The following is a 19,863-nucleotide window of genomic DNA, read 5'->3' on the forward strand; positions in this document are numbered from 1 at the left end:
TCGACAATTACCGGGCGCTGTCGATGATGGCGCCACCGTCGGGGGTAAGGCTGTATCCCGTAATGAATTGGGAATCCTTGCTGGCCAGGAACAGCACCACCGGGGCGATGTCGTCTTCCGGCGAGCCGAAACGAGCAAGTGCGCTCATCGGTGGAGGAACCTCCTTTTCTGCTGCGCCCCAAGTGTCCGCTACCGGCAGAACGTTGTTCACGGTGATCTTGTCGGCACCCCATTCGCGTGCCGCCGTGCGAGTGAGCGCGCGCACCGCCTCCTTGGCCATGTTGTACGGGCCGTACCCGGCCAATCCAATCGTGCCGGCCATCGACCCGAAGTTGATGATCCGCCCTTCTCCGCCTTCTCTCAGATGAGGATAGCAAGCCTGCATGAAGCGTAGATATGCGATCGGCCCGGTGTCGAAGTTCCGTTGCAGCTGCTCGACCGAAAGGTCGATGACTGAAGACAAGACCGCAGAACCATCGAAAGCATTGTTCACGAGAATGTCGATGCGGCCGTATTTTGCGACAACCTTGTCCACCGCGGCCGTGATCTGATCGGCTTCACCGACGTCGCAGACGACGCCGAGCGCGGTGCCGCCGGCTTCGGCGATATCCGCGACAACGCGTTCGACGCCTTCGGATGTCAGCGAAAGAACTGCGACCTTCGCGCCTTCGGCCGCAAACAGCTTTGCGGTGGCGCGGCCAATGCCGCGGCTTGCGCCAGTGATGACGGCAACCTTCCATTGAGTCGATCCATGTGTATCTCCATTTGATAAGGCTTGGGAATCGTCGAGGCGTCAGAGGACGGCGGCCTGGACGTAAGGGGAGGGGACGTCGCGAACGTCGTTCTGCGTGATGAACGAGGCGATCAGCAGCGCCAGGCCGATCGCCGCTGGCAGGGCGCCGACAGGTTTTCGAACGCCGATATGCGCGAGGCCCGATAGCAGCAGGTGAAAGAAGATGCCCGCATAGGCGAGATCGCTGAGCGGGACGCTGACGCGCGAAAGGATCGCGAGCGGGCCGAGGATCTTAACAATGACCATGAACGGAACGAGGTTGTTGGCGCTGTATCCGAGTTCCGTCAGCGCCTCACGAACCCACTGTTTCTTTGTGGCATACATGTAGGCTGAAGCGAGGTAGAGCACGGATAGAAGTGCCGTGCTGATCCAGTATCCGTAAAATTCAAGCATAAGCTCATCCCTGTCGCTGCTCACGCAGCAACATTCCTCTCGTCGAGTCTGTCGGTTTCTATGTGAGAGGCGCTCCTTTTACTGCGCCCTTGATGCACGGACGGAAAATGTCGTCTAAGGTCTATCTTTGCAAGTAGGATGAATTACTTGCAGCTAGTATGGAAAACCAGACTATGGCCGATGGCGAAATCAATATGCATGAGGAGATGCGCCGCGCATTCGCGTTGCTCTCCGGCAAATGGAAGCTGGAAATCATGTGGCTGCTCCATCAGCGGATCCACCGGTTTGGCGAACTGAGAAAGGCTATTCCCGGCATCACCCAACACATGCTGACGGCGCAACTCCGCGAGCTCGAAGCAGACGGACTCGTGTCCCGCACCATCTTTGCGGAGGTTCCTCCGCGCGTCGAATATGAGATCACGCAAAAAGCGCGGGGCCTCGGTCCCACCATGGAAGCCTTGACGGCATGGTGGAATGAGTACGGAAAGAGTGTGCCAGTGAAACCGAGCACACGCGGTCGGAAAGCGAGAGATGGCTGAGCTGCCTGTGGGTCGATTGCTATCCCTGCCGCAACCGCTTTAGCTATCGCTTCATGCGAATGATCGGAATGATCACATTGGCGCGTCAGCCGATGACAGCTATCGCAGTTCGCCCGGCGGCAAATTGGACCGATTATGCGCAGCTTCGGTCGGCGCGCGTGTTGGATTCTCTCCAGCAACTCACCGGCAGCTCGTCATAGCCTCCCACGGATCACATTCACGAAAAACTCGAACCGGACTTGTCCCAGCCTTCCTTGACCGTTTCCATCGCGACATTCGTCGATGTGCTGGCAACGTGGGGCAGCGTCGAGATGCGCTCGCCGAGGACGCGGCGGTAGCGGCCGATATCGCGCGTGCGGATCTTCAGGAGATAGTCGAACCTGCCGGCGATCATATGGCACTCTTCGACTTCGCTGATCTTCTTGATGGCATCGTTGAAGCTTTTCAGCGCGTCCTCGCGGGTATCGGAAAGCTTCACCTCGACGAAAGCAATATGGTCGAGCTGCATTTTCGACGGATTGAGGACGGCCTTGAAGCCTTCGATATATCCTTCGCTGATCAACCTTTTGAAGCGGATCTGGCACGGCGTCTTGGACAATCCGACACGCGCGGCCAGATCGGTGATCGACAGCCTGCCGTCCTCGGTGAGTGCGGTGAGGATCTTTCTGTCGAACTGGTCCAATTCACTAAAGATGTCGGTTTCAGTAGCCATTTGAACTCTCGCGGGCGGATTAATAAGTTCATACAGCCTGGAAACTGTTGAAATCAAGTGAGATTGCGATTTGTGATTATGATAGATTATCCGCCGGGCAGAAGAGTGCTGAAATCGGTATCGGCGCCGCGCTCAACACGGGGATCATTCATGCATAACAAAGAAACGGATGACGATCGCGCGCCGGATTTGCTCGCGCACTACCGGCCGCTGGCGATCAGGGCCGTGGCCGCGGCGCTCACCCTCAAGCGCGACAGACCGGAGGCGCGCCCGCTGCGAGAGACGGAATATTCCGGCCCAGCTTGCACGGACGATGCGCAGTGGGACGACGAGCCCGGCATCTCGTTCATCCGTTAAACCAGATATCGATTGATAGGTACCTTCATGTTGAACGCAGCGATGGACCCCGCCCCCTCCAACGATCCGACCGACGGCGCGCCATTCTCGGCCTTTGCCCCACCGATCCGGCCGCAATCCGAACTTCGCCAGGCCATCACGGCAGCCTATCGCCGGCCGGAAACCGAATGCCTGCCGCCGCTCGTTGCCGCAGCGCGCGTCTCCGAAGCAAAACGCTATGACATTCGCAGCACGGCCCGCAGCCTGATCGAGGCGTTGCGCGCCAAGCACAAGGGGACCGGTGTCGAAGGGCTGGTGCAGGAATATTCGCTTTCCAGCCAGGAAGGCGTGGCGCTCATGTGCCTCGCCGAAGCGCTGCTGCGCATTCCCGATACCGAAACCCGGGACGCGCTGATCCGCGACAAGATCGCCGAGGGTAACTGGACCTCCCATATCGGCGGCGGAAAATCCATGTTCGTCAATGCCGCCACCTGGGGCCTCGTCGTCACCGGCAAGCTCACCTCGACGGTCAACGACCGAAGCCTGTCGGCAGCGCTGACGCGGCTGATTGCGCGCGCCGGCGAGCCGGTCATCCGTCGCGGCGTCGATATGGCGATGCGCATGATGGGCGAGCAGTTCGTCACCGGCGAAACGATCGCAGAGGCGCTGAAACGCGCCCGGCCGCTGGAAGCGCGCGGCTTCCGCTATTCCTACGACATGCTGGGCGAGGCAGCGACGACGGGCGCTGATGCCGAGCGTTATTACCGGGATTACGAAAAGGCGATCCACGCCATCGGCAAGGCGTCGGACGGGCGCGGCATCTATGACGGCCCGGGCATATCGATCAAGCTTTCGGCCCTGCATCCCCGTTACGTGAGGTCGCAGGCCGGCCGGGTGATGAGCGAGCTGCTGCCGAAGGTCAAGGCGCTGGCCGTTCTCGCCAAGACCTATGATATCGGCCTCAATATTGACGCGGAGGAGGCCGATCGGCTGGAGCTTTCGCTCGATCTCCTCGAGGAGCTTTGCTTTGCCCCTGATCTTGCCGGATGGAACGGGCTGGGCTTCGTCGTGCAGGCCTATGGCAAGCGCTGCCCCTTCGTCCTCGACTACATCATCGATCTCGCACGCCGCTCCGGGCGCCGGGTCATGGTCCGTCTCGTCAAGGGCGCTTATTGGGATGCGGAGATCAAGCGTGCCCAGCTTGACGGTCTCGACGACTATCCGGTCTATACCCGCAAGATCTTCACCGACGTCGCCTACGTCGCCTGCGCGCGCAAGCTGCTCGATGCTCCGGATGCGGTCTTCCCGCAATTTGCCACCCATAATGCGCAGACGCTCGCCACGATCTATCGTCTGGCGGGCCCTGATTTCACCGTCGGCAAATACGAGTTCCAATGCCTGCATGGCATGGGCGAACCTCTCTACGACGAGGTTGTCGGAAAGGAAAAGCTGGACCGGCCCTGCCGGATTTATGCGCCTGTGGGAACGCATGAGACGCTGCTCGCCTATCTGGTTCGGCGTCTTCTGGAAAATGGCGCCAATTCCTCCTTCGTGCACCGCATCTCCGATCCGAATGTCTCGGTCGAGGCGCTGATCGCCGATCCCGCCGAAATCGTCGCAGCCATGCCTGTCGTTGGCGCGCCGCACGCGCAGATCGCCTCGCCGCGGGCACTTTACGGCAATGCCCGGGCCAATTCCGATGGTCTCGATCTCTCGAACGAGGCCACCCTTTCGGATTTGGCTGATGCGCTCATCTCCACGGCTGCTGCCCCGTGGCATGCGCTTCCCCTCCTTGCCGACGGCTCTACGGATGGGGTGACGCGCGATGTTCTCAATCCTGCCGATCACCGGGATGTCGTCGGCACGGTGACCGAAGTGAAGGTCGAGGAGGCAGCGCGTATCGTTCGCATGGCTGCGGAGCATGCGCCGCAATGGGCGGCCGTGCCGCCGGCCGAGCGTGCCGCCTGCCTGGAGCGGGCGGCCGATATCATGCAGGCCCGCATCAAGGTGCTGATGGGCATTGTCATGCGCGAGGCCGGCAAATCCGCGGCCAATGCCGTCGGCGAGGTGCGTGAGGCCATCGACTTCCTGCGCTACTACGCCGAACAGGCGCGCAAGACGCTGGGCCCCTCGCATGCGCCCCTCGGCCCGATCGTCTGCATCAGCCCGTGGAATTTTCCGCTGGCGATTTTCACCGGACAGGTCGCCGCAGCCTTGGTGGCCGGCAATCCCGTGCTTGCCAAACCTGCCGGCGTCACGCCGATTATCGCTTCGGAGAGCGTCAAGATCCTTCACGAGGCGGGCGTGCCTGTCGGTGCCCTGCAGTTCGTCCCCGGCAGCGGCCGTCTCGGCGCCGGTATGGTCGGGGCGGAGGAAACGGCAGGCGTTATGTTTACCGGGTCGACCGAAGTTGCCCGCATGATCCAGGCGCAGCTGGCGGAACGGCTGTCGGTGAGCGGCAAGCCGATTCCGCTGATTGCCGAAACCGGCGGCCAGAACGGCATGATCGTCGACTCCTCGGCTTTGGCCGAGCAGGTGGTGGCCGACGTCATCGCGTCAGCTTTCGACAGCGCCGGTCAGCGCTGCTCGGCGCTCAGGGTTCTCTGCGTTCAGGACGATGTCGCCGACAGGACTCTCGCCATGCTGAAGGGCGCCTTCCGCGAGCTGACGATCGGCCGTACCGATCGCCTGAGCATCGATGTCGGCCCGGTCATCAACGACAGCGCAAAGGCGGAGATCGACCAGCATATCGAGCATATGCGCGGCTTGGGCCGCAAGGTGGATCAGCTGCCGCTGCCCGAAAGTGCCGCGGCGGGAACCTTCGTTCCGCCCACAATCATCGAAATCAAGTCCCTGTCGGACCTGACGAAGGAGATCTTCGGACCGGTTCTGCATGTCGTCCGCTTCAAGCGAAACGGGCTCGACCGTCTGATCGACGACATCAACGCATCGGGTTATGGTCTCACATTCGGGCTTCACACCCGGCTTGATGAGACGATCGCGCATGTGACCAGCCGCATCAAGGCCGGAAACCTTTACGTCAACCGGAACATCATCGGCGCCGTCGTCGGCGTGCAGCCGTTCGGCGGCCGCGGCCTGTCGGGAACCGGTCCGAAGGCCGGCGGTCCGCTCTATATCGGCCGGCTGGTGCAGCGTGCGCCCGTGCCGCCGCAGCAGGATTCCGTCCATACGGACCTCGCCCTTCGTGACTACATCGTCTGGCTCGACAAGAAGGGCCTGTCGGGCGAGGGGGAAGTGGCGCGTGGATATGCGAGCCGCTCGGCGCTCGGGCTCGAACGCGAACTCACCGGTCCGGTGGGCGAGCTCAATCTCTACGCGCTCCATCCCCGCGGTCGTATTCTCCTCGTGCCGCAGACCGAAGGCGGGCTTCATCGCCAGATTGCCGCAGCCCTTTCGACCGGCAACCACATCGTCGTGGACGCGGGTTCCCTATCGAAGTCAGTCCTGGCAGACCTTCCGGCGGCTGTCGCCGGCCGGATCTCCTGGACCTCGGATTGGGAAAAGGACGGGCCGTTCTCCGGCGCGCTCGTCGAAGGGGATCGCGACAGGGTTCTCGCCGTCAATCAGAAGATTGCTCACCTGCCCGGTCCGCTGCTGCTGGTCCAGGCCGCGACGAGCGAGGAACTGGCGAGCGATCCCGAAGCCTATTGCCTCAACTGGTTGCTGGAGGAGGTGTCGACGTCGATCAACACCGCGGCTGCCGGCGGCAATGCAAGCCTGATGGCCATCGGCTGAGTAACAGGACGAGGGCGCAGAAAATGCGCCCCCGAAACTCTAGACGGAAAAGAGGCCCTCTTCCCGGAATTCAATCTCGCTTCCTCGGCCTATACGGCGTCGGGCGGCGATCCGCTGGCGACACGGTATTGCCGGCGTGAGGAACGACGATTGGAAAGGCAGTTTCGGGAAACCTCGCCGCCTTCATGTACTTGCTCGAACAAGTCTTTCCAGGTCATGGCATCCAAGGACTCTACGACGGCCTTGCGGCCTGCTTTCCCCTCCACAGGTTGCCGTCTTCGTCCGCAAGCGCCCCACCTCGACAGGCATGAAGAAGCCCATCCCAAGGATGTTCATGGGCAAAAGGCGTGTTCGGTCGTGCAGTGCGCGTAAAAGCCGCTTGACAAAAAGCGTTCTCCGCGACTATTGGGTAATCGATCACCCAAGGAGGATGGTGCGGATCGTGGCAGTATCTCTTTCTGACATCGCGGAACGTGCGGGCGTCTCGGTAAAGACGGTTTCCGGTGCATTGCACGGCGGCTCCGCCCGCATGTCGGACGATAAGCGCCAGAAGGTCAAGGCCATTGCGGAAGAGCTCGGCTACGTGACCAACCTTGCGGCGCGTGGCGTGCGACAGGGCTGGCTGCCGCTGGTCGGCGTTGTCTCCGACGGCCTCATCACTTCGCCCTTCGCCACCGAGATCGTACGTGGCCTCGACGGGGCGGCCCGCAGCGCCGGCATGGCGGTCTTTGCGGTCAACCACCGCAGCGGCCAATCTATCGGCTCGGTGCTCGACGAGGTGCAGCAGTTCCGGCCGCGCGCCGTTGCTTATGCCGCCATGTACCACAAGGATGTCGCGCTGCCGGACAGGTTGGCGGGCGCCGTCGGCGTCATGATCAACTGCCGAGAGGCTACCGGCCGCGTCACCGCGCTGGTGCCGGACGAAGAGGGCGGCGCGCGGGAGATCGTGCGTTATCTCCTCGTCGCCGGCCGCCGGCGCATTGCCTTCATCAACCTGCCAGGCATTCTCGCTGGCACGCTACGCGAGATGGGGTTTCGTGCGGCGCTTGGGGAGGCGGGCATCGACCACGTCGGGGTGTTTCCGGCGGTGCGCCGCAGCGTCTACAGCGACCGCGCGCCAAGCCTTGTTGCCTCTCATGTGGAGGCGCTTCTCAAATCCGGTCAACGGCCTGACGCCATCTTGTGCGGCAATGACCGCGTGGCGATGGAAGTCTATGCGGCGCTTGCCCGCGCCGGCCTTCGCATCCCGGATGATATCGCGGTGGCAAGCTTCGACAACCAGGTCGAGATTGCCTCGCGGCTGGACCCGCCATTGACGACGATGGCCCTGCCGCACCGCGCCATGGGCCGCCTTGCCATGGAGATCCTCCTGACCGAGCAGCCCGAACCGCCGCATCTGCATAAACTGCCGTTCCATCTGGTCGAACGGGCATCCGTCTGAACATCGAATAGTGCCAAACAGGAGGAGAATACGAAATGAGGATTTTAATGGGTAATCGTTTACTTTCCGCACTCTTAGCGTCCGCTGCCCTGGTCGCGACCGCGGGTTTCGCCGAGGCGAAGACCGTCATCCACGTCATGCACCAGGGCGATCCCGGCTGGGTGAAGGCCTATGGCGACGTTGCCACCCGCTTTGAGGCCGCCAATCCCGATGTCGACATCGAGATGATCTACGCGCCGCACGATGCCTATAACGAAAAGTTCAGCGCCGCCGTCATGGCCAAGCAGCTGCCCGATATCATGGAACTCGATGCTCCGTTCCTCGCCAATTATGTCTGGTCCGGCTATCTGCAGGCCGTCAAGCCGCTCATTGACAAGGACCTGCTCGATGACATGACGGATTCGAATATCGCCCAGGGCACCTATCCGATCGACAAGGACCTCTATGCGATCGGGCTCACCGACTCCTCGGTCGTGCTCTACGGCAACAAGAAATATCTTGAAGCCATTGGCGCCCGCATTCCGAAATCGGTCGATGATGCCTGGACCCGCGAAGAATTCGAAGGCTATCTCGAAAAGCTTTCCAAGCTCGAAGGCGTGAAGTGGCCGATCGACACCTTCCGAGGTTACGGCATCAAGACCGAGTGGATCACCTATGCCTACGGCCCCCTGCTCGAAAGCGCCGGCTGCGACCTGATCGACCGCAAGACTTGGAAGGCCAGCGGCACGCTCGATGGCGAGGCCTGCGTCAAGGCGCTGACGATGATGCAGGACTGGGTGAAGAAGGGCTGGGTCGTGCCGACTTCGTCGGGCACCAACCAGTTCTACGCCGAGGGACAGCCGGCCGCGCTCGCCATGGGCGGCCACTGGTTCTACGCGGAGGCATCGGCAGCGATGAAGGACAATATCGTCGTCATGCCGCTGCCGAAGATCGGCGACAAGGGCGTGAGCCCGAACGGAACCTGGATCTGGGGCATTTCCGCGACCTCGGAAAACCCTGAGATCGCCGGCAAGTTCCTGAGCTTCCTGCTGAAGGACAAGGAGTACCGGGAGTACGCCAAGACCCAGTCCGCCTATCCGGGCTTGAAGAGCTTCGCCGCCGGTTCCCCGCTCTATGCGGAAGGCGGTCCGCTCGCCGTCGCCTTTGAGCAGGCTTCCAAGACCGCGATCGCCCGTCCGCCGCACCCGGCCTATCCGACGATCACCTCGGCCTTCATGCAGGCCGTCGACAAGATCTTCAACGGTGGTGACGCGCAGGAAGCGCTGACGGCCGCTGCCAAGAAGATCGACGAGGATATCGAGGACAACGCCGGCTACCCGCCCTTCGACGAGCAGCAGTAAGGGGTTTTGACGGGGGCCGGCTCGTCCTGCCGGCCCTGGACCATCTCGGGAGGATGACCGATGAGGAGGAAACAATGACTTTGCAACAGACCTCCACGCCCGCTTTGCGACGTCCGGCCAAACGCCGCGACAACAAGCGGCTCTGGCAGGAAATGGCGATGATCGCGCCTGCCTTTCTGCTTATGGCGATATTCCTGATCACGCCGTTCCTCTTGTCCTTCTGGACGGCGATGACCAACCAGCCGCTCGTGCCGCGCCCGACGCCTGTGCGCTTCGTCGGCCTCCTGAATTTCGAGCGCGTCTTCACCGATCCGCTGTTCTGGACCTCGCTGTGGAACGTCACGCGCTTCACCGTCTGGGTGCTGCCGCTGCAGTGCGGCCTCGCCTTCCTGACCGCGCTACTTTTGCATCAGAAGCTGCCGATGCAAAACCTGCTGCGCGGCCTGTTCTTCCTGCCGGCGATCACCTCCATGGTGGTGGTCTGCGTCATCTGGGGCACGCTTTTCCAGTATCCGAGCGGCCCGCTCAACCAGATCGTCGGTTTCCTTTCCGGCGGCACGATTCAGCCGATCGACTGGCTCGGCGACCCCAACTGGGCGATGTTCTCCATCGTGTTGCTTTCAGCCTGGCAGGCCTATGGCTTTCAGATGATCATCTATCTCGCCGGCCTGCAGGGCATTCCCGAAGAACTATACGATGCAGCCCGCATCGACGGGGCAAGCGCGCTGCGCCGCTTCTGGCACGTCACCATGCCCGGCCTTCGCCCGACCCATGTCTTCGTGCTGGTCATCACCACGATCCAGGCCTTCAAGCTCTATACGCAGGTGGCGATCCTCACCCAGGGCGGCCCGAACGAAAGCACCGAAACCGTTGTCCACTACATGGTGCGCGCCGGCTTCGAGGAGCAGAAACTCGGCTACGCATCGGCCGTTTCCGTCATCCTCTTCGTCATCGTTCTTCTGATCGCGCTCCTGCAACGCAAACTCCTGAGGCGCTTCGATGTCTGATCTCGCTTTGACCCAGCCCGTCCCGCTGGCAATCGCAAGGGGCAACGGCAAGAGAAGCCTGCGCATCGTGCAGAGCCTCTGCATCCTGGTCATCGCGCTGGTGATGATCTCGCCGCTGTTCATGCTGCTGATCGCCAGCCTGAAGGACGACCGCTTCCGCATCCTCGCCGACATGGGCAGCTTCCGCGCCTTCTGGGTGAGCGACCCGACCCTGTCGAACTACAAGGAGATCGCCCATTTCTCCGGCGAGCTGGCCTATGGCCGATATCTCTTCAATTCGCTGGTGATCCTCGGCGCCACAGTCGTCTCGGGACTGGTCGTCAATTCCATGGCGGGCTTCGTTCTCGCCTGGGGCTCGCTGCGCGGCAAGGCGGCGCTCTTGGCGCTGGTCGTCGCGCTCTATGTCATCCCGCAGGAAAGCATCATCATGCCGCTCGTCGTCATGATGTCGCGGGCGGGGCTGACGGATACCTTCGCGGTGCAGATCCTGCCCTGGGTGGCAAGCCCGCTCTATGTCTTCCTCTTCTACCAGTTCTTCGCGCAGCTGCCGAAAGAACTCTATGAAGCGGCGGAAATGGACGGCGCGTCGGCCTTCCGCATCTACCGGTCGATCTACATGCCTCTCAGCCTGCCGGCGCTCGCCACGGTCTCGATCCTCATGGGCATCGAAAGCTGGAACCAGTATCTCTGGCCGACGCTGGTCACCCAGACCGACTATGCTCGGCCGATTGCCGTCGCCATCGCCACCTTCTTCGGACAGGACAGCATCTACTGGGACCGCGCCATGGCCGCCTCGGTGCTGATGATGATCCCGGTCCTCATTCTCTATCTGGCTTTCCAGCGCTGGTTCGTCAGTTCATTCGTCGGCTCCGCCGTGAAAGGTTGATCATGTCTCTGCAGGCAAAATCCGAAACGTCAGCACCTGAAACCATTGAAGCGGAGCTGCCTGAAGGCACGGTGCTGCATCTCTGGCTGAAGGCGCGCCATGCCGGCGTCGAGGCGAAGCTCTTCGTCGCCGTTGATGGCAACGACATCGGCGAGCCCTCGACCCGCCGCACGGGGGAATTTGAGTTCTTCGCTGTGACGCTCGCGAAAGGCGGCCGTGCCACACTGTCCTATGATGCGACAACCACAGCGCTCTCGGTCGCTTACGCCTTTCGGCCGGAAACCGTGATGAAGGAGGGCATCCGCGTCATGCACAGCGATGCCCGCACCGCCGCCCCCGACGTGCCCGACAGCTACCATTTCCGCCCGCCCTTCGGCTGGATGAACGATCCGAACGGTTTTGGACGGTTCGGCGGAAACGCTCACCTCTTCTACCAGCATTATCCTCATGAGCCGCGCTGGAACACTATGCACTGGGGCCATGCCGTCTCGAAGGATTTCGTCCGCTGGAGGCATCTGCCCATGTTCCTCTTCCCGGCGGCGCATCTATCGGAAAAGGACGATGGCCGCGGCGGTGCCTTCTCCGGCTCGGCGATCCCCGGCTCCGGCCCGGAAGGCGAGGAGATCCGGGTCTTCTACACTGAGCATGTGCGTGACCGGCAACCGGAAGAGCAAATCCAGCTTTCCGCGGTCAGCCGCGACGGCATTGTCGCTGGCCCGTCGGAAATCGTGATGCCGCTGCGCCCGGAAGGCTTGAACCTCACCACCGATTTCCGCGACCCCTATGTCTTCAAAGCCCCGGACGGGCGCTGGAAGATGCTGCTTGGCAGCCGCGACAGGCAGGGCGGCGTCGTACTGCTCTACGAAACCGCAGACGCGCAAGGCGCCGATGGCTGGACCTTCCTTAGCATCCTCCATCGTGAGGACGGTTTCGGCATGACGGCGGCGGAATGCCCCTGCATGGTGCCGCTTTCCGGCAAAAACGCAGAACCCCGCTGGGCGCTGATCTTCGGTCTGCTCACCAGCCGCGACCCGGCCACCGGCCGCCGCAACCTCACCTCCGTCACCGTCGGCGGTTTCGATGGTCGCACCTTCACTGCGGAGTTCGTGCAGGAGTTGGATTTCGGTTCGGATGCCTATGCCTTCCAGGCCTTCGTCGATGGCGACGAGCCGGTCGGCATCGCCTGGCTCGCCAACTGGACGGATTTTTCCAAGAAGGACGACTTCCCGACGACCATGACGCTGCCGCGCCGCATGCTTCTCGACGGCGACACCGTGCTGACCCCGCCGGTCGCAGCCGTCGAAAGCCTGCGTCACCAGTTGCTGGACGACACCGCGCTTGCCGCCGGCAAGACCGTGCCGCTCGGCACCGGCGCCGTCGAGATCGTGCTTGATCTCACCGCGCCGGGCGCCGCCTTCGATCTCACCTTCGATCATCCAGATGTCGATCTAGGCGTGAAACTCGATGCCGATGGTCTGGCGATTGTCTTCGACGCCCGCACCGGTATGACGCCGCCACGTTACGTCGCCACCGGCGCGAAACCGTCCAGCCTGCGCATCTTCCTCGATGCCGGCTCCATCGAGGTCTTCGCTGACAACGGCCGCTGGACGGGGTCCAAACGCATTCCGGGCTTTGCCGCCGCACGTTCGGCAACGCTCGCCGGCGCCGTCGCCGGGGCCGGCGTCTGGCAATTGAAACTGTGAGAGAGGACAGACAATGGCATCGGTAGCGATCGACCGGGTTCAGAAACAATACGGCGCGGCCTCCGTTCTCCACGGAGTTTCCGCAGATATCGAGGACGGTGAGTTCGTCACGCTCGTCGGGCCGTCCGGCTGCGGCAAGTCCACGCTTCTGCGCATGCTGGCGGGGCTAGAGGATATCAGCGGCGGAGAAATCCGCATCGACGGGCGCGTCGTCAACGACGTCGCGCCGAAGGAGCGCGATATCGCCATGGTGTTCCAGTCCTACGCGCTCTATCCGCATATGACGGTGCGCGAAAATATGGGCTTTGCCCTGAAGCTGCAGGGGCGCGATAAGGCGACAATCAACAAGCTGGTGAGCGAAGCCGCCGGCATTCTCGCACTTGAACCCCTGCTGGAGCGCCTGCCGAAACAGCTTTCCGGCGGCCAGCGCCAGCGCGTCGCCATGGGCCGCGCCATCGTACGCCATCCGAAAGTGTTCCTCTTTGACGAGCCGCTGTCCAACCTCGACGCCAAGCTGCGGGTGACCATGCGCAGCGAGATCAAGGAGCTGCATCAGCGCCTTGGCACGACCATCGTTTACGTCACCCACGACCAGATCGAGGCGATGACCATGGCCGACAAGATCGTCGTCATGCGCGCCGGCCGCATCGAGCAGATCGGCAAGCCGCTGGATCTCTACGACCGTCCAGATAACACCTTCGTCGCCGCCTTCATCGGCTCGCCGTCGATGAACCTCTTCGAGGGCGGCATCAGCGACGGCAGCTTCCGTATCGGAGGCGGTGTTTCCCTGCCGCTTCCGCCGCAATTTAGTCACAGCGCGGCGCGCACCTACGGCATCCGTCCTGAGGACCTCGACATTGCGGAGACGGGCATTCCGGCCACCGTGCTGACTGTCGAGCCGACCGGTGCGGAGACCCATCTTTCGGTGCGTGTCGGCACGCAGACGGCAACCATCGTGCTGCACCGGCGGGTGGATATAAAGCCCGACCAGCAAATTCACCTCGCGCCCAAATCCGAGAAAATCCACCTCTTCTCCGCCGAAGGCAATCGGATAGGCTGATCCCCCGGCGCCTCTCGCTGAGCCGCGTCCGTCATTTGACGGGCGTGGTTCGGTGCCGGTGCCATCCAGCCTTGCGACGTCTTGGTATTGGGTGTTCGGCCCTTCAGTTGATCGAATTGGCCAATTGCGCGGCGATCTGTTGCCACGGTTCGAATCTCTTCAAGAGCACCAAACGGGCGGGGCTTAAGGCTCAGTCGTGCCGAGTGCTGCGAGTCTTTCTCGCAACACCTATGTGGGAACTGGTATCTCGGAAGGATTTGGCTGGATTAGAGCGTTTCAGTTACGGTATCCGTAGGACTGCGAAGCGATTTGCGCGAGCGGGACAGCTAGACAGCACGTCCGCATCTCCTAAAGCAGGACCTTGATGAACGCGGATATGATAGCCGCCAGGGCGGTGGAAAATGGATTCCATGCGATGGATTGCGGGAATTATCGTCGCCATGACAATGCAGGCGTGATCACGATCGAGATAAAGAGGATGTCATTCCTCCTCATCGATGAGAGGCAAGGATTGCGACCGCGCCTCATATCGCGGTTGTTCAAAGACATATCCCTCACAAGCGGGAGCGGCCGCTTGCAGGGTCTTCTTCGTGACCGCAATCCCAATCATTGAGTCCTGACGCGATTACCACAGCCCAGCCAATTTACGCAGGCGGCCGACCGGCGGTATCAAGTTGCCATGCCAATCAGCAAGGCAATAGCGATCCTACGGGACGGGTGGGCATTCGCACGATCCGGCCTGTATCGAAGCTCTGGAGCGAGCACTTGCCAGGACGACGTTGCAGCGGGTTGCATAGCTCGTTCGCCGCTCAGCAAACAGAGGCTGTGATCGGCTGCAAGACTGACCCGAACACCCGCCTGCGGACGCCCGAAATCCGTTCGCTGCAAGGTACCGACGGCGGCGACGAAATAAACGATGTATCAAAAGACCGAAATCTGCACAAATGCAGGTCCACGCACCAATGCCACTCCGGAACTGAGCATTAGCGGTCGAAATTCCGTTTCCTGCACATCTCTGCCAACGTCATTTTATTGGGATTGTTCGCAATTGGTCGGCGCCATTCCGACCGCCGGCATCGCTCCAACTTTTGACCGTCAATCATCCTTTTGCCGCATCCCTCCAGGCGCGCTCGAACGGCAGGCGCCAGGCGTGCGGGGCAATGAGTTGGTGGATCGACTTCGGCCCCCAGCCGCCCTGGTCGTAGAGGCGTACGGGCGGTGGGTTATCGAGGAGAGGTTGGGAAACCTCCCAGAGCCGCTCAATACCCTCGGCCGTAGTGAACAGCGTGTGGTCACCGCGCATGGCGTCGAGGATCAGACGCTCATAAGCCTCCAGAACTTCGCCAATCAGGCCGGTTTCGCTCATGGCGAATTGCAGCGAGAGCTTGTCGAGCCGGAAGCCCGGGCCAGGGCGCTTGCCATAGAAGGAAAGCGAGACCTTGGAGGAATCAGCGAGGTCGAAGGTGAGGTGGTCAGGGCCCTGTGCCCCCACGCCAGATCCCGCAGGGAACATCGATTTCGGGGGCTCGCGGAATGCGATCGAAATAATGCGCTGCCCCTCGGCCATGCGCTTGCCTGTACGCAGGTAGAAGGGCACTCCGGCCCAGCGCCAGTTGTCGATCGCGCATTTTAGGGCGATGAAGGTGTCAGTGTCGCTTTCGGGATCGACGCCAGGCTCATTACGGTAGCCAATGTATTGGCCGCGCACCACGTCGCGCGGCTCAATCGGCAACATGGAGCGGAACACCTTGTTCTTCTCTTCCGAGATTGGCGCAGGCTCAAGCGCAGTGGGCGGCTCCATCGCCATGAAGGCGAGGATCTGGAAGAGGTGGGTCACCACCATGTCACGATAGGCGCCGGTGGTCTCGTAAAAGGCGGCGCGAGTGGAAAGGCCGAGCGTCTCCGGGACGTCGATCTGCACATGGTCGATGAAGTTGCGGTTCCAGATTGGTTCGAACAGGCCATTGGCAAATCGGAAGGCCAGGATGTTTTGCGCCGGCTCCTTGCCGAGGAAATGGTCGATGCGGAAGATCTGCTTCTCGTCGAACACCTCGTGCAGCTTCTTGTTCAGTGCAACGGCACTAGCAAGGTCCGTACCGAAGGGCTTTTCCATGATGATACGGGAGCGTTCAGTCAGCTCAGCCTGGGCGAGGAGTTGCACGGCTAGAAGGGCGGCACTTGGTGGCACGGATAAATAATGCACGCGCCGCGTCTCGGCGCCCAGTGCTTCCTCGGCCCTGTCGACCGCTTCCTTGAGAGCATTGGCGCCTGCTGCGAGCGGGACATAGTCGAGCGATGCGGCAAACGCTTCCCATTCGGACTGCGAGAACTTGCGAGTCAAGAACTTGTCAAGCGAGTCACGGGCGATGGTGCGGAAGGCATCCGCGTCGATATCGTCGAGCGAGACGCCGATAATGCGGCAGCCTGGGATGAAGCCCGCATTGGTGAGGTGGAACAGCCCGGTCAGTAGCTTGCGCCGTGAGAGATCGCCTGTTGCGCCGACGAGCACAACGACCTGTGGATAGCCAGGGCCAACCCGAGTTGAATTCTTGCGCAAAACACTCATCCTCAAGTCTTCCGTTGTCCCTTGGGGATGGAGGTCGACCCCAGCTCCGCGCTGCCGCGAAGCGGCTATCTTCGTGCGTGATGGCATGACGTTGAAGCTCACCCCTCTGAGGTTAAATAGAGGCATGGATTGCGTAGCGGAGCAAGGGGGCGGCGATACCGTCCCGAAGTGCCGCATCTTAGCGACTTCGGTCGCTCGTTTGTCGACTTTCTCGATACCAAGGTCTTGAGCACCTCATTTAGTTAGATGGCCCAACTCAGAGGCGCAGGGCGGTCATTGACAGCAAATTCAACGCTGCCAGCGCTCGGGGCTCCGATATCAGTTGCCTTTGAATGCCGTTTGTCAAAGATCGAGTTTTGTAGTCAGGGCAGCGTGCCATCCGAAGGTGACGCCCTCGCCAGCCAGCCATTCAAACCGTCGAACCTTGCTGCGTATTAAGGCCAACAGGATGGTCACGAGTTCGAACCTTTCAAGGCGGCCAAGCTGAAGGTGCCCAGAGGGACGAAAACGCTCCACCATTCACCTGCCGGGTTCCTTTTGTTTTCTGCCTGACCGAAGAGGCTTGGGCTTGGGAGCGCGTGGATCAATTTCTGCGAATAAAGCTGAAACGTTCACCGAAAGAACCCTCGCAAACGCCTCGAGCGTTGCGACGGTGACATTTTCCATGCCTCTCTCGACCCGTCCGACATACGAGCGGTCGATCTCGGCCTCGAGAGCCAGTCTTTCCTGAGAGAGACCTTTGGCCACACGAAGTCGTCTGAGATTCCAGCCGATGGTTTGTCGAACGTCCATCCCATAACAAACGCATATTCACGGCTTGACAATCGACGGACTGATAGTCCCATATTAAAGCTGCAAAAAAGGACGCTCCCATGGAACTCCGTCAGCTCTCCTACTTCGTCGCGGTGGCCGAGGAACTGCACTTCGGCCGGGCGGCCGCCAAGGTGCGCATCGCCCAGCCGGCGCTCTCCAATCATGTGCAGGCACTGGAGCGCGAACTTGGCTGCGCGCTGTTCATCCGCTCGACCCGGCGGGTGGAACTGACGCGGGCAGGGGAGATCTTCCACGAACGTTGCGTCGGGATCTTGAGCGAGGTCGATCTGAGTGCCGAGATCACCAGGGCCGTGGCCGGCAAGACGATCCGGCAGATCAGGATCGGCACCGTCTATCCGGCGACCACCGGCGTGCTGCCGGCTTTTCTTGGAAAGATCGCCCGCAAGTATCAGGATATCCGCATCCATATATCAAGCGGCAACACTGGCGACATCATCCGCGGCCTGGAGAACGGCCAGATCAATCTCGGCTTCATCAGACCGGTGGAAAACATCGGCTCCTTGCGCTTCTCCTCGATCGCCCATGAGCGTTATCTGTTGGCGGTGGCCCGCAGCAACCGGCTGGCGGAACAGGCGGAGATTTCCATCGACGATCTGCGCGGGGAAAAGATCATCGCCTTCAATCGCAAGAACCTCTCCTACACAGAACGGTACTTCAACGAGAAGTTCGAGGAATACGATCTGACCCGCAACATCGCCTACAGTTGCGACGACACCTATTCGCTGGTGTCGCTGGTCTCGGCCGGCCTTGGCATCGGCTTTGCGCCGGAATGGACCGAGGGCCTGCCGAACCGGGCCTTCGAGCTGAAGGCGGTCAGGGGCATCGACTTCAGGATCGGGCTTGGTGTCGCCTGGAATAAAGAGGATCCAACCGCCTCGCGCGACGACATCGTCGATATCGCCCGCTCATTGGCACGGCCGGCCAGGTAAACGATCTGCGCTGCGGTTCAGCTGTGACGCGAGCGATGTGACGCCGCCTCGCGGATCTGCCATGTCCGCCTGCGTCTAAACCTCCCCTGCGATTGCGGGCGATCGCGTCCTGCCCCGGCTTTTGGTCCTGCCAGGCTCGCGCCGCCGGCAACGGCTTTGCCGTCCTCCACTGCGTTTCGGCCCTGCGGGTGCAGGCAGCACTTGCTGCCTGGCTTTCGGACCGCCGTAGCAGGTCGCGATGGCCGCGACCTCGAAACGGAGGTTCCAACATGAGCAGGAAGCAATCCAATCAACGATCCGATATCTACAGCCGCATCACCAACACGATCATCGCCGACCTCGAACAGGGCGTGCGGCCATGGACCAAACCCTGGACGACGGGACATGCGACAGCCGAGGTCAGCCGGCCACTGCGCCACAACGGCCAACCCTATTCCGGGATCAACGTCCTGCTGCTGTGGTCGCAAGCCATCGCCCGCGGCTTTGCCTCATCACGCTGGATGACGTTCCGCCAGGCAATCGAGCTCGGCGGAGCCGTTCGCAAGGGCGAAACCGGCACGACCATTGTCTTTGCCAGTTCCTTCATCCGCACAGAGACGACCGATACAGGCACCGAGATCGAACAGGATATTCCATTCCTCAAAGCCTACACGGTGTTCAACACCGACCAGATCGCCGGTCTCGACGGCTGCTTTGACGACGTCGCGCCTCACCAGGATCCGCTGAGCCGCATCGGCGATGCCGGCCGCTTCTTTGCCAATACCGGCGCGCTGATCCGGCATGGAGGGACAGCTGCCTATTACGCCGCTCAGCGTGATTACATCCAGATGCCATGCCTGGATGCCTTTAGGGACGATGCCGCCTATGTCGCCATCCTCAGCCACGAGATCACCCACTGGACCGCTGCACCGCGACGGCTTGATCGCGATCTCAGCCGCTACGCAAAAGACCGGAGCGACCGCGCCCGCGAAGAACTGATTGCCGAACTCGGCAGCGCGTTTCTCTGCGCCGATCTTGGCATCGTCCCAGAGCTCGAACCACGCCCCGACCACGCAGGCTATCTCGATGGCTGGCTCAAGGTTCTCCACCACGACAAGCGTGCCATCTTCTCGGCGGCAGCACATGCGCAGCGCGCCGTCGACTACCTGCATTCCTTGCAGCCGGAACTCGACGAGGAGGAGGAGGCGTGAGCCGTCTCTTCCTTCACTCAACTGTCTCCTGCGGATACCGATCACCGCATGACCCGATAGCCTCGCGACCGCTTCTTGCGTAAAAGGGTGAGCAGGAGATCGACGGCTTTTGCCTCGCTGTCGAAGACGTGGATCTTCTGCTGCCCGCGGCTGCCGATGCGTCCCCAGCTGCGCACCAGCGATGTCCCGCCGAAGAGGTTCGGCTCGATCGACAGCGCGTAATAACGAGCCATGTTCTTCGATGGATCGATACGTTCGATGTAGAGACGATAGGGCTCTCGTGTCATGCCGGCAGAATCGCAAAGACCAGGCGGCGGCGTCCAACGACATTTGTGAATCGATGAGGCCCGATCGATTCACGTTGGTGATGTCGCCTCG

At 61.5% G+C, this 19,863-nt stretch carries 18 protein-coding genes; 12 read left to right on the forward strand and 6 right to left on the reverse strand.

Features of this window, described 5'->3' with window-relative positions; translation table 11 throughout:
* Positions 1–7: 7 nt before the first annotated feature.
* Both RL_RS35645 and RL_RS35650 read right to left on the reverse strand, forming a co-directional pair.
* Positions 8–724 carry an SDR family NAD(P)-dependent oxidoreductase gene (locus tag RL_RS35645; protein WP_041937014.1) on the reverse strand — a complete coding sequence of 239 codons (717 nt, stop codon included), beginning with the start codon at positions 722–724 and terminating at the stop codon, positions 8–10.
* A gap of 69 nt (positions 725–793) precedes the next feature.
* Positions 794–1,186, reverse strand: a complete 393-nt coding sequence (locus RL_RS35650; RefSeq protein ID WP_011649311.1) for a DoxX family protein — start codon at positions 1,184–1,186, stop codon at positions 794–796.
* A gap of 158 nt (positions 1,187–1,344) precedes the next feature.
* Here RL_RS35650 and RL_RS35655 point away from each other — a divergent pair, with 158 nt between their 5' ends.
* Entirely contained in the window at positions 1,345–1,725 is a 381-nt protein-coding gene (locus RL_RS35655) for a winged helix-turn-helix transcriptional regulator (RefSeq protein WP_011649312.1), read from the forward strand.
* Positions 1,726–1,942: 217 nt separating this feature from the next.
* Here RL_RS35655 and RL_RS35660 read toward each other — a convergent pair whose 3' ends face one another.
* Positions 1,943–2,437 carry an Lrp/AsnC family transcriptional regulator gene (locus RL_RS35660; RefSeq protein WP_011649313.1) on the reverse strand — a complete coding sequence of 165 codons (495 nt, stop codon included), beginning with the start codon at positions 2,435–2,437 and terminating at the stop codon, positions 1,943–1,945.
* A gap of 150 nt (positions 2,438–2,587) precedes the next feature.
* Between RL_RS35660 and RL_RS35665 the strand changes: the two genes are divergently transcribed.
* The 9 genes from RL_RS35665 (at position 2,588) to RL_RS40945 (ending at position 14,579) form a co-directional block, all read left to right on the forward strand.
* Positions 2,588–2,794: a hypothetical protein gene (locus tag RL_RS35665; protein ID WP_028743890.1), complete on the forward strand. Its 207-nt coding sequence runs from the start codon at positions 2,588–2,590 to the stop codon at positions 2,792–2,794.
* Positions 2,795–2,821: 27 nt separating this feature from the next.
* On the forward strand, positions 2,822–6,529 hold the full coding sequence (putA, locus tag RL_RS35670) for a trifunctional transcriptional regulator/proline dehydrogenase/L-glutamate gamma-semialdehyde dehydrogenase (protein ID WP_041937015.1): 3,708 nt from the start codon (positions 2,822–2,824) through the stop codon (positions 6,527–6,529).
* Between the two features lie 430 nt (positions 6,530–6,959).
* Positions 6,960–7,970: a LacI family DNA-binding transcriptional regulator gene (locus RL_RS35675; protein WP_011649316.1), complete on the forward strand. Its 1,011-nt coding sequence runs from the start codon at positions 6,960–6,962 to the stop codon at positions 7,968–7,970.
* Positions 7,971–8,017: 47 nt separating this feature from the next.
* Positions 8,018–9,310 (forward strand): ABC transporter substrate-binding protein, encoded by a 1,293-nt coding sequence (locus tag RL_RS35680; RefSeq protein WP_011649317.1) that lies wholly within the window; start codon positions 8,018–8,020, stop codon positions 9,308–9,310.
* A gap of 74 nt (positions 9,311–9,384) precedes the next feature.
* Positions 9,385–10,317, forward strand: coding sequence for a carbohydrate ABC transporter permease (locus RL_RS35685; protein ID WP_003550718.1), 933 nt, complete (start codon positions 9,385–9,387; stop codon positions 10,315–10,317).
* A complete protein-coding gene (locus RL_RS35690; protein ID WP_028743894.1) occupies positions 10,310–11,203 on the forward strand; it encodes a carbohydrate ABC transporter permease in 894 nt (297 codons plus the stop codon). The genes RL_RS35685 and RL_RS35690 overlap by 8 nt, the downstream gene beginning before the upstream one ends.
* A gap of 2 nt (positions 11,204–11,205) precedes the next feature.
* Positions 11,206–12,906 (forward strand): beta-fructofuranosidase, encoded by a 1,701-nt coding sequence (locus tag RL_RS35695; RefSeq protein ID WP_011649319.1) that lies wholly within the window; start codon positions 11,206–11,208, stop codon positions 12,904–12,906.
* 13 nt (positions 12,907–12,919) lie between these two features.
* Positions 12,920–13,966 (forward strand): ABC transporter ATP-binding protein, encoded by a 1,047-nt coding sequence (locus RL_RS35700; protein WP_011649320.1) that lies wholly within the window; start codon positions 12,920–12,922, stop codon positions 13,964–13,966.
* Between the two features lie 364 nt (positions 13,967–14,330).
* A complete protein-coding gene (locus RL_RS40945; RefSeq protein ID WP_041937016.1) occupies positions 14,331–14,579 on the forward strand; it encodes a hypothetical protein in 249 nt (82 codons plus the stop codon).
* A gap of 486 nt (positions 14,580–15,065) precedes the next feature.
* Here RL_RS40945 and zwf read toward each other — a convergent pair whose 3' ends face one another.
* Together zwf and RL_RS38835 are read right to left on the reverse strand one after the other, a co-directional pair.
* Positions 15,066–16,532 (reverse strand): glucose-6-phosphate dehydrogenase, encoded by a 1,467-nt coding sequence (gene zwf, locus RL_RS35710; protein WP_011649321.1) that lies wholly within the window; start codon positions 16,530–16,532, stop codon positions 15,066–15,068.
* 519 nt (positions 16,533–17,051) lie between these two features.
* The gene (locus RL_RS38835; protein WP_011649322.1) at positions 17,052–17,324 is read right to left on the reverse strand and encodes a helix-turn-helix domain-containing protein; all 273 of its coding nucleotides are present in this window, start codon (positions 17,322–17,324) and stop codon (positions 17,052–17,054) included.
* 80 nt (positions 17,325–17,404) lie between these two features.
* Here RL_RS38835 and RL_RS35715 point away from each other — a divergent pair, with 80 nt between their 5' ends.
* Both RL_RS35715 and RL_RS35720 read left to right on the forward strand, forming a co-directional pair.
* Positions 17,405–18,295: a LysR family transcriptional regulator gene (locus RL_RS35715; protein WP_011649323.1), complete on the forward strand. Its 891-nt coding sequence runs from the start codon at positions 17,405–17,407 to the stop codon at positions 18,293–18,295.
* 269 nt (positions 18,296–18,564) lie between these two features.
* Positions 18,565–19,485, forward strand: coding sequence for an ArdC family protein (locus tag RL_RS35720; protein ID WP_011649324.1), 921 nt, complete (start codon positions 18,565–18,567; stop codon positions 19,483–19,485).
* Positions 19,486–19,526: 41 nt separating this feature from the next.
* Here RL_RS35720 and RL_RS35725 read toward each other — a convergent pair whose 3' ends face one another.
* Positions 19,527–19,772, reverse strand: a complete 246-nt coding sequence (locus RL_RS35725; RefSeq protein WP_011649325.1) for a WGR domain-containing protein — start codon at positions 19,770–19,772, stop codon at positions 19,527–19,529.
* Positions 19,773–19,863 lie beyond the last annotated feature (91 nt).

This window comes from Rhizobium johnstonii 3841 (assembly GCF_000009265.1).
GTDB lineage: Bacteria > Pseudomonadota > Alphaproteobacteria > Rhizobiales > Rhizobiaceae > Rhizobium > Rhizobium acaciae.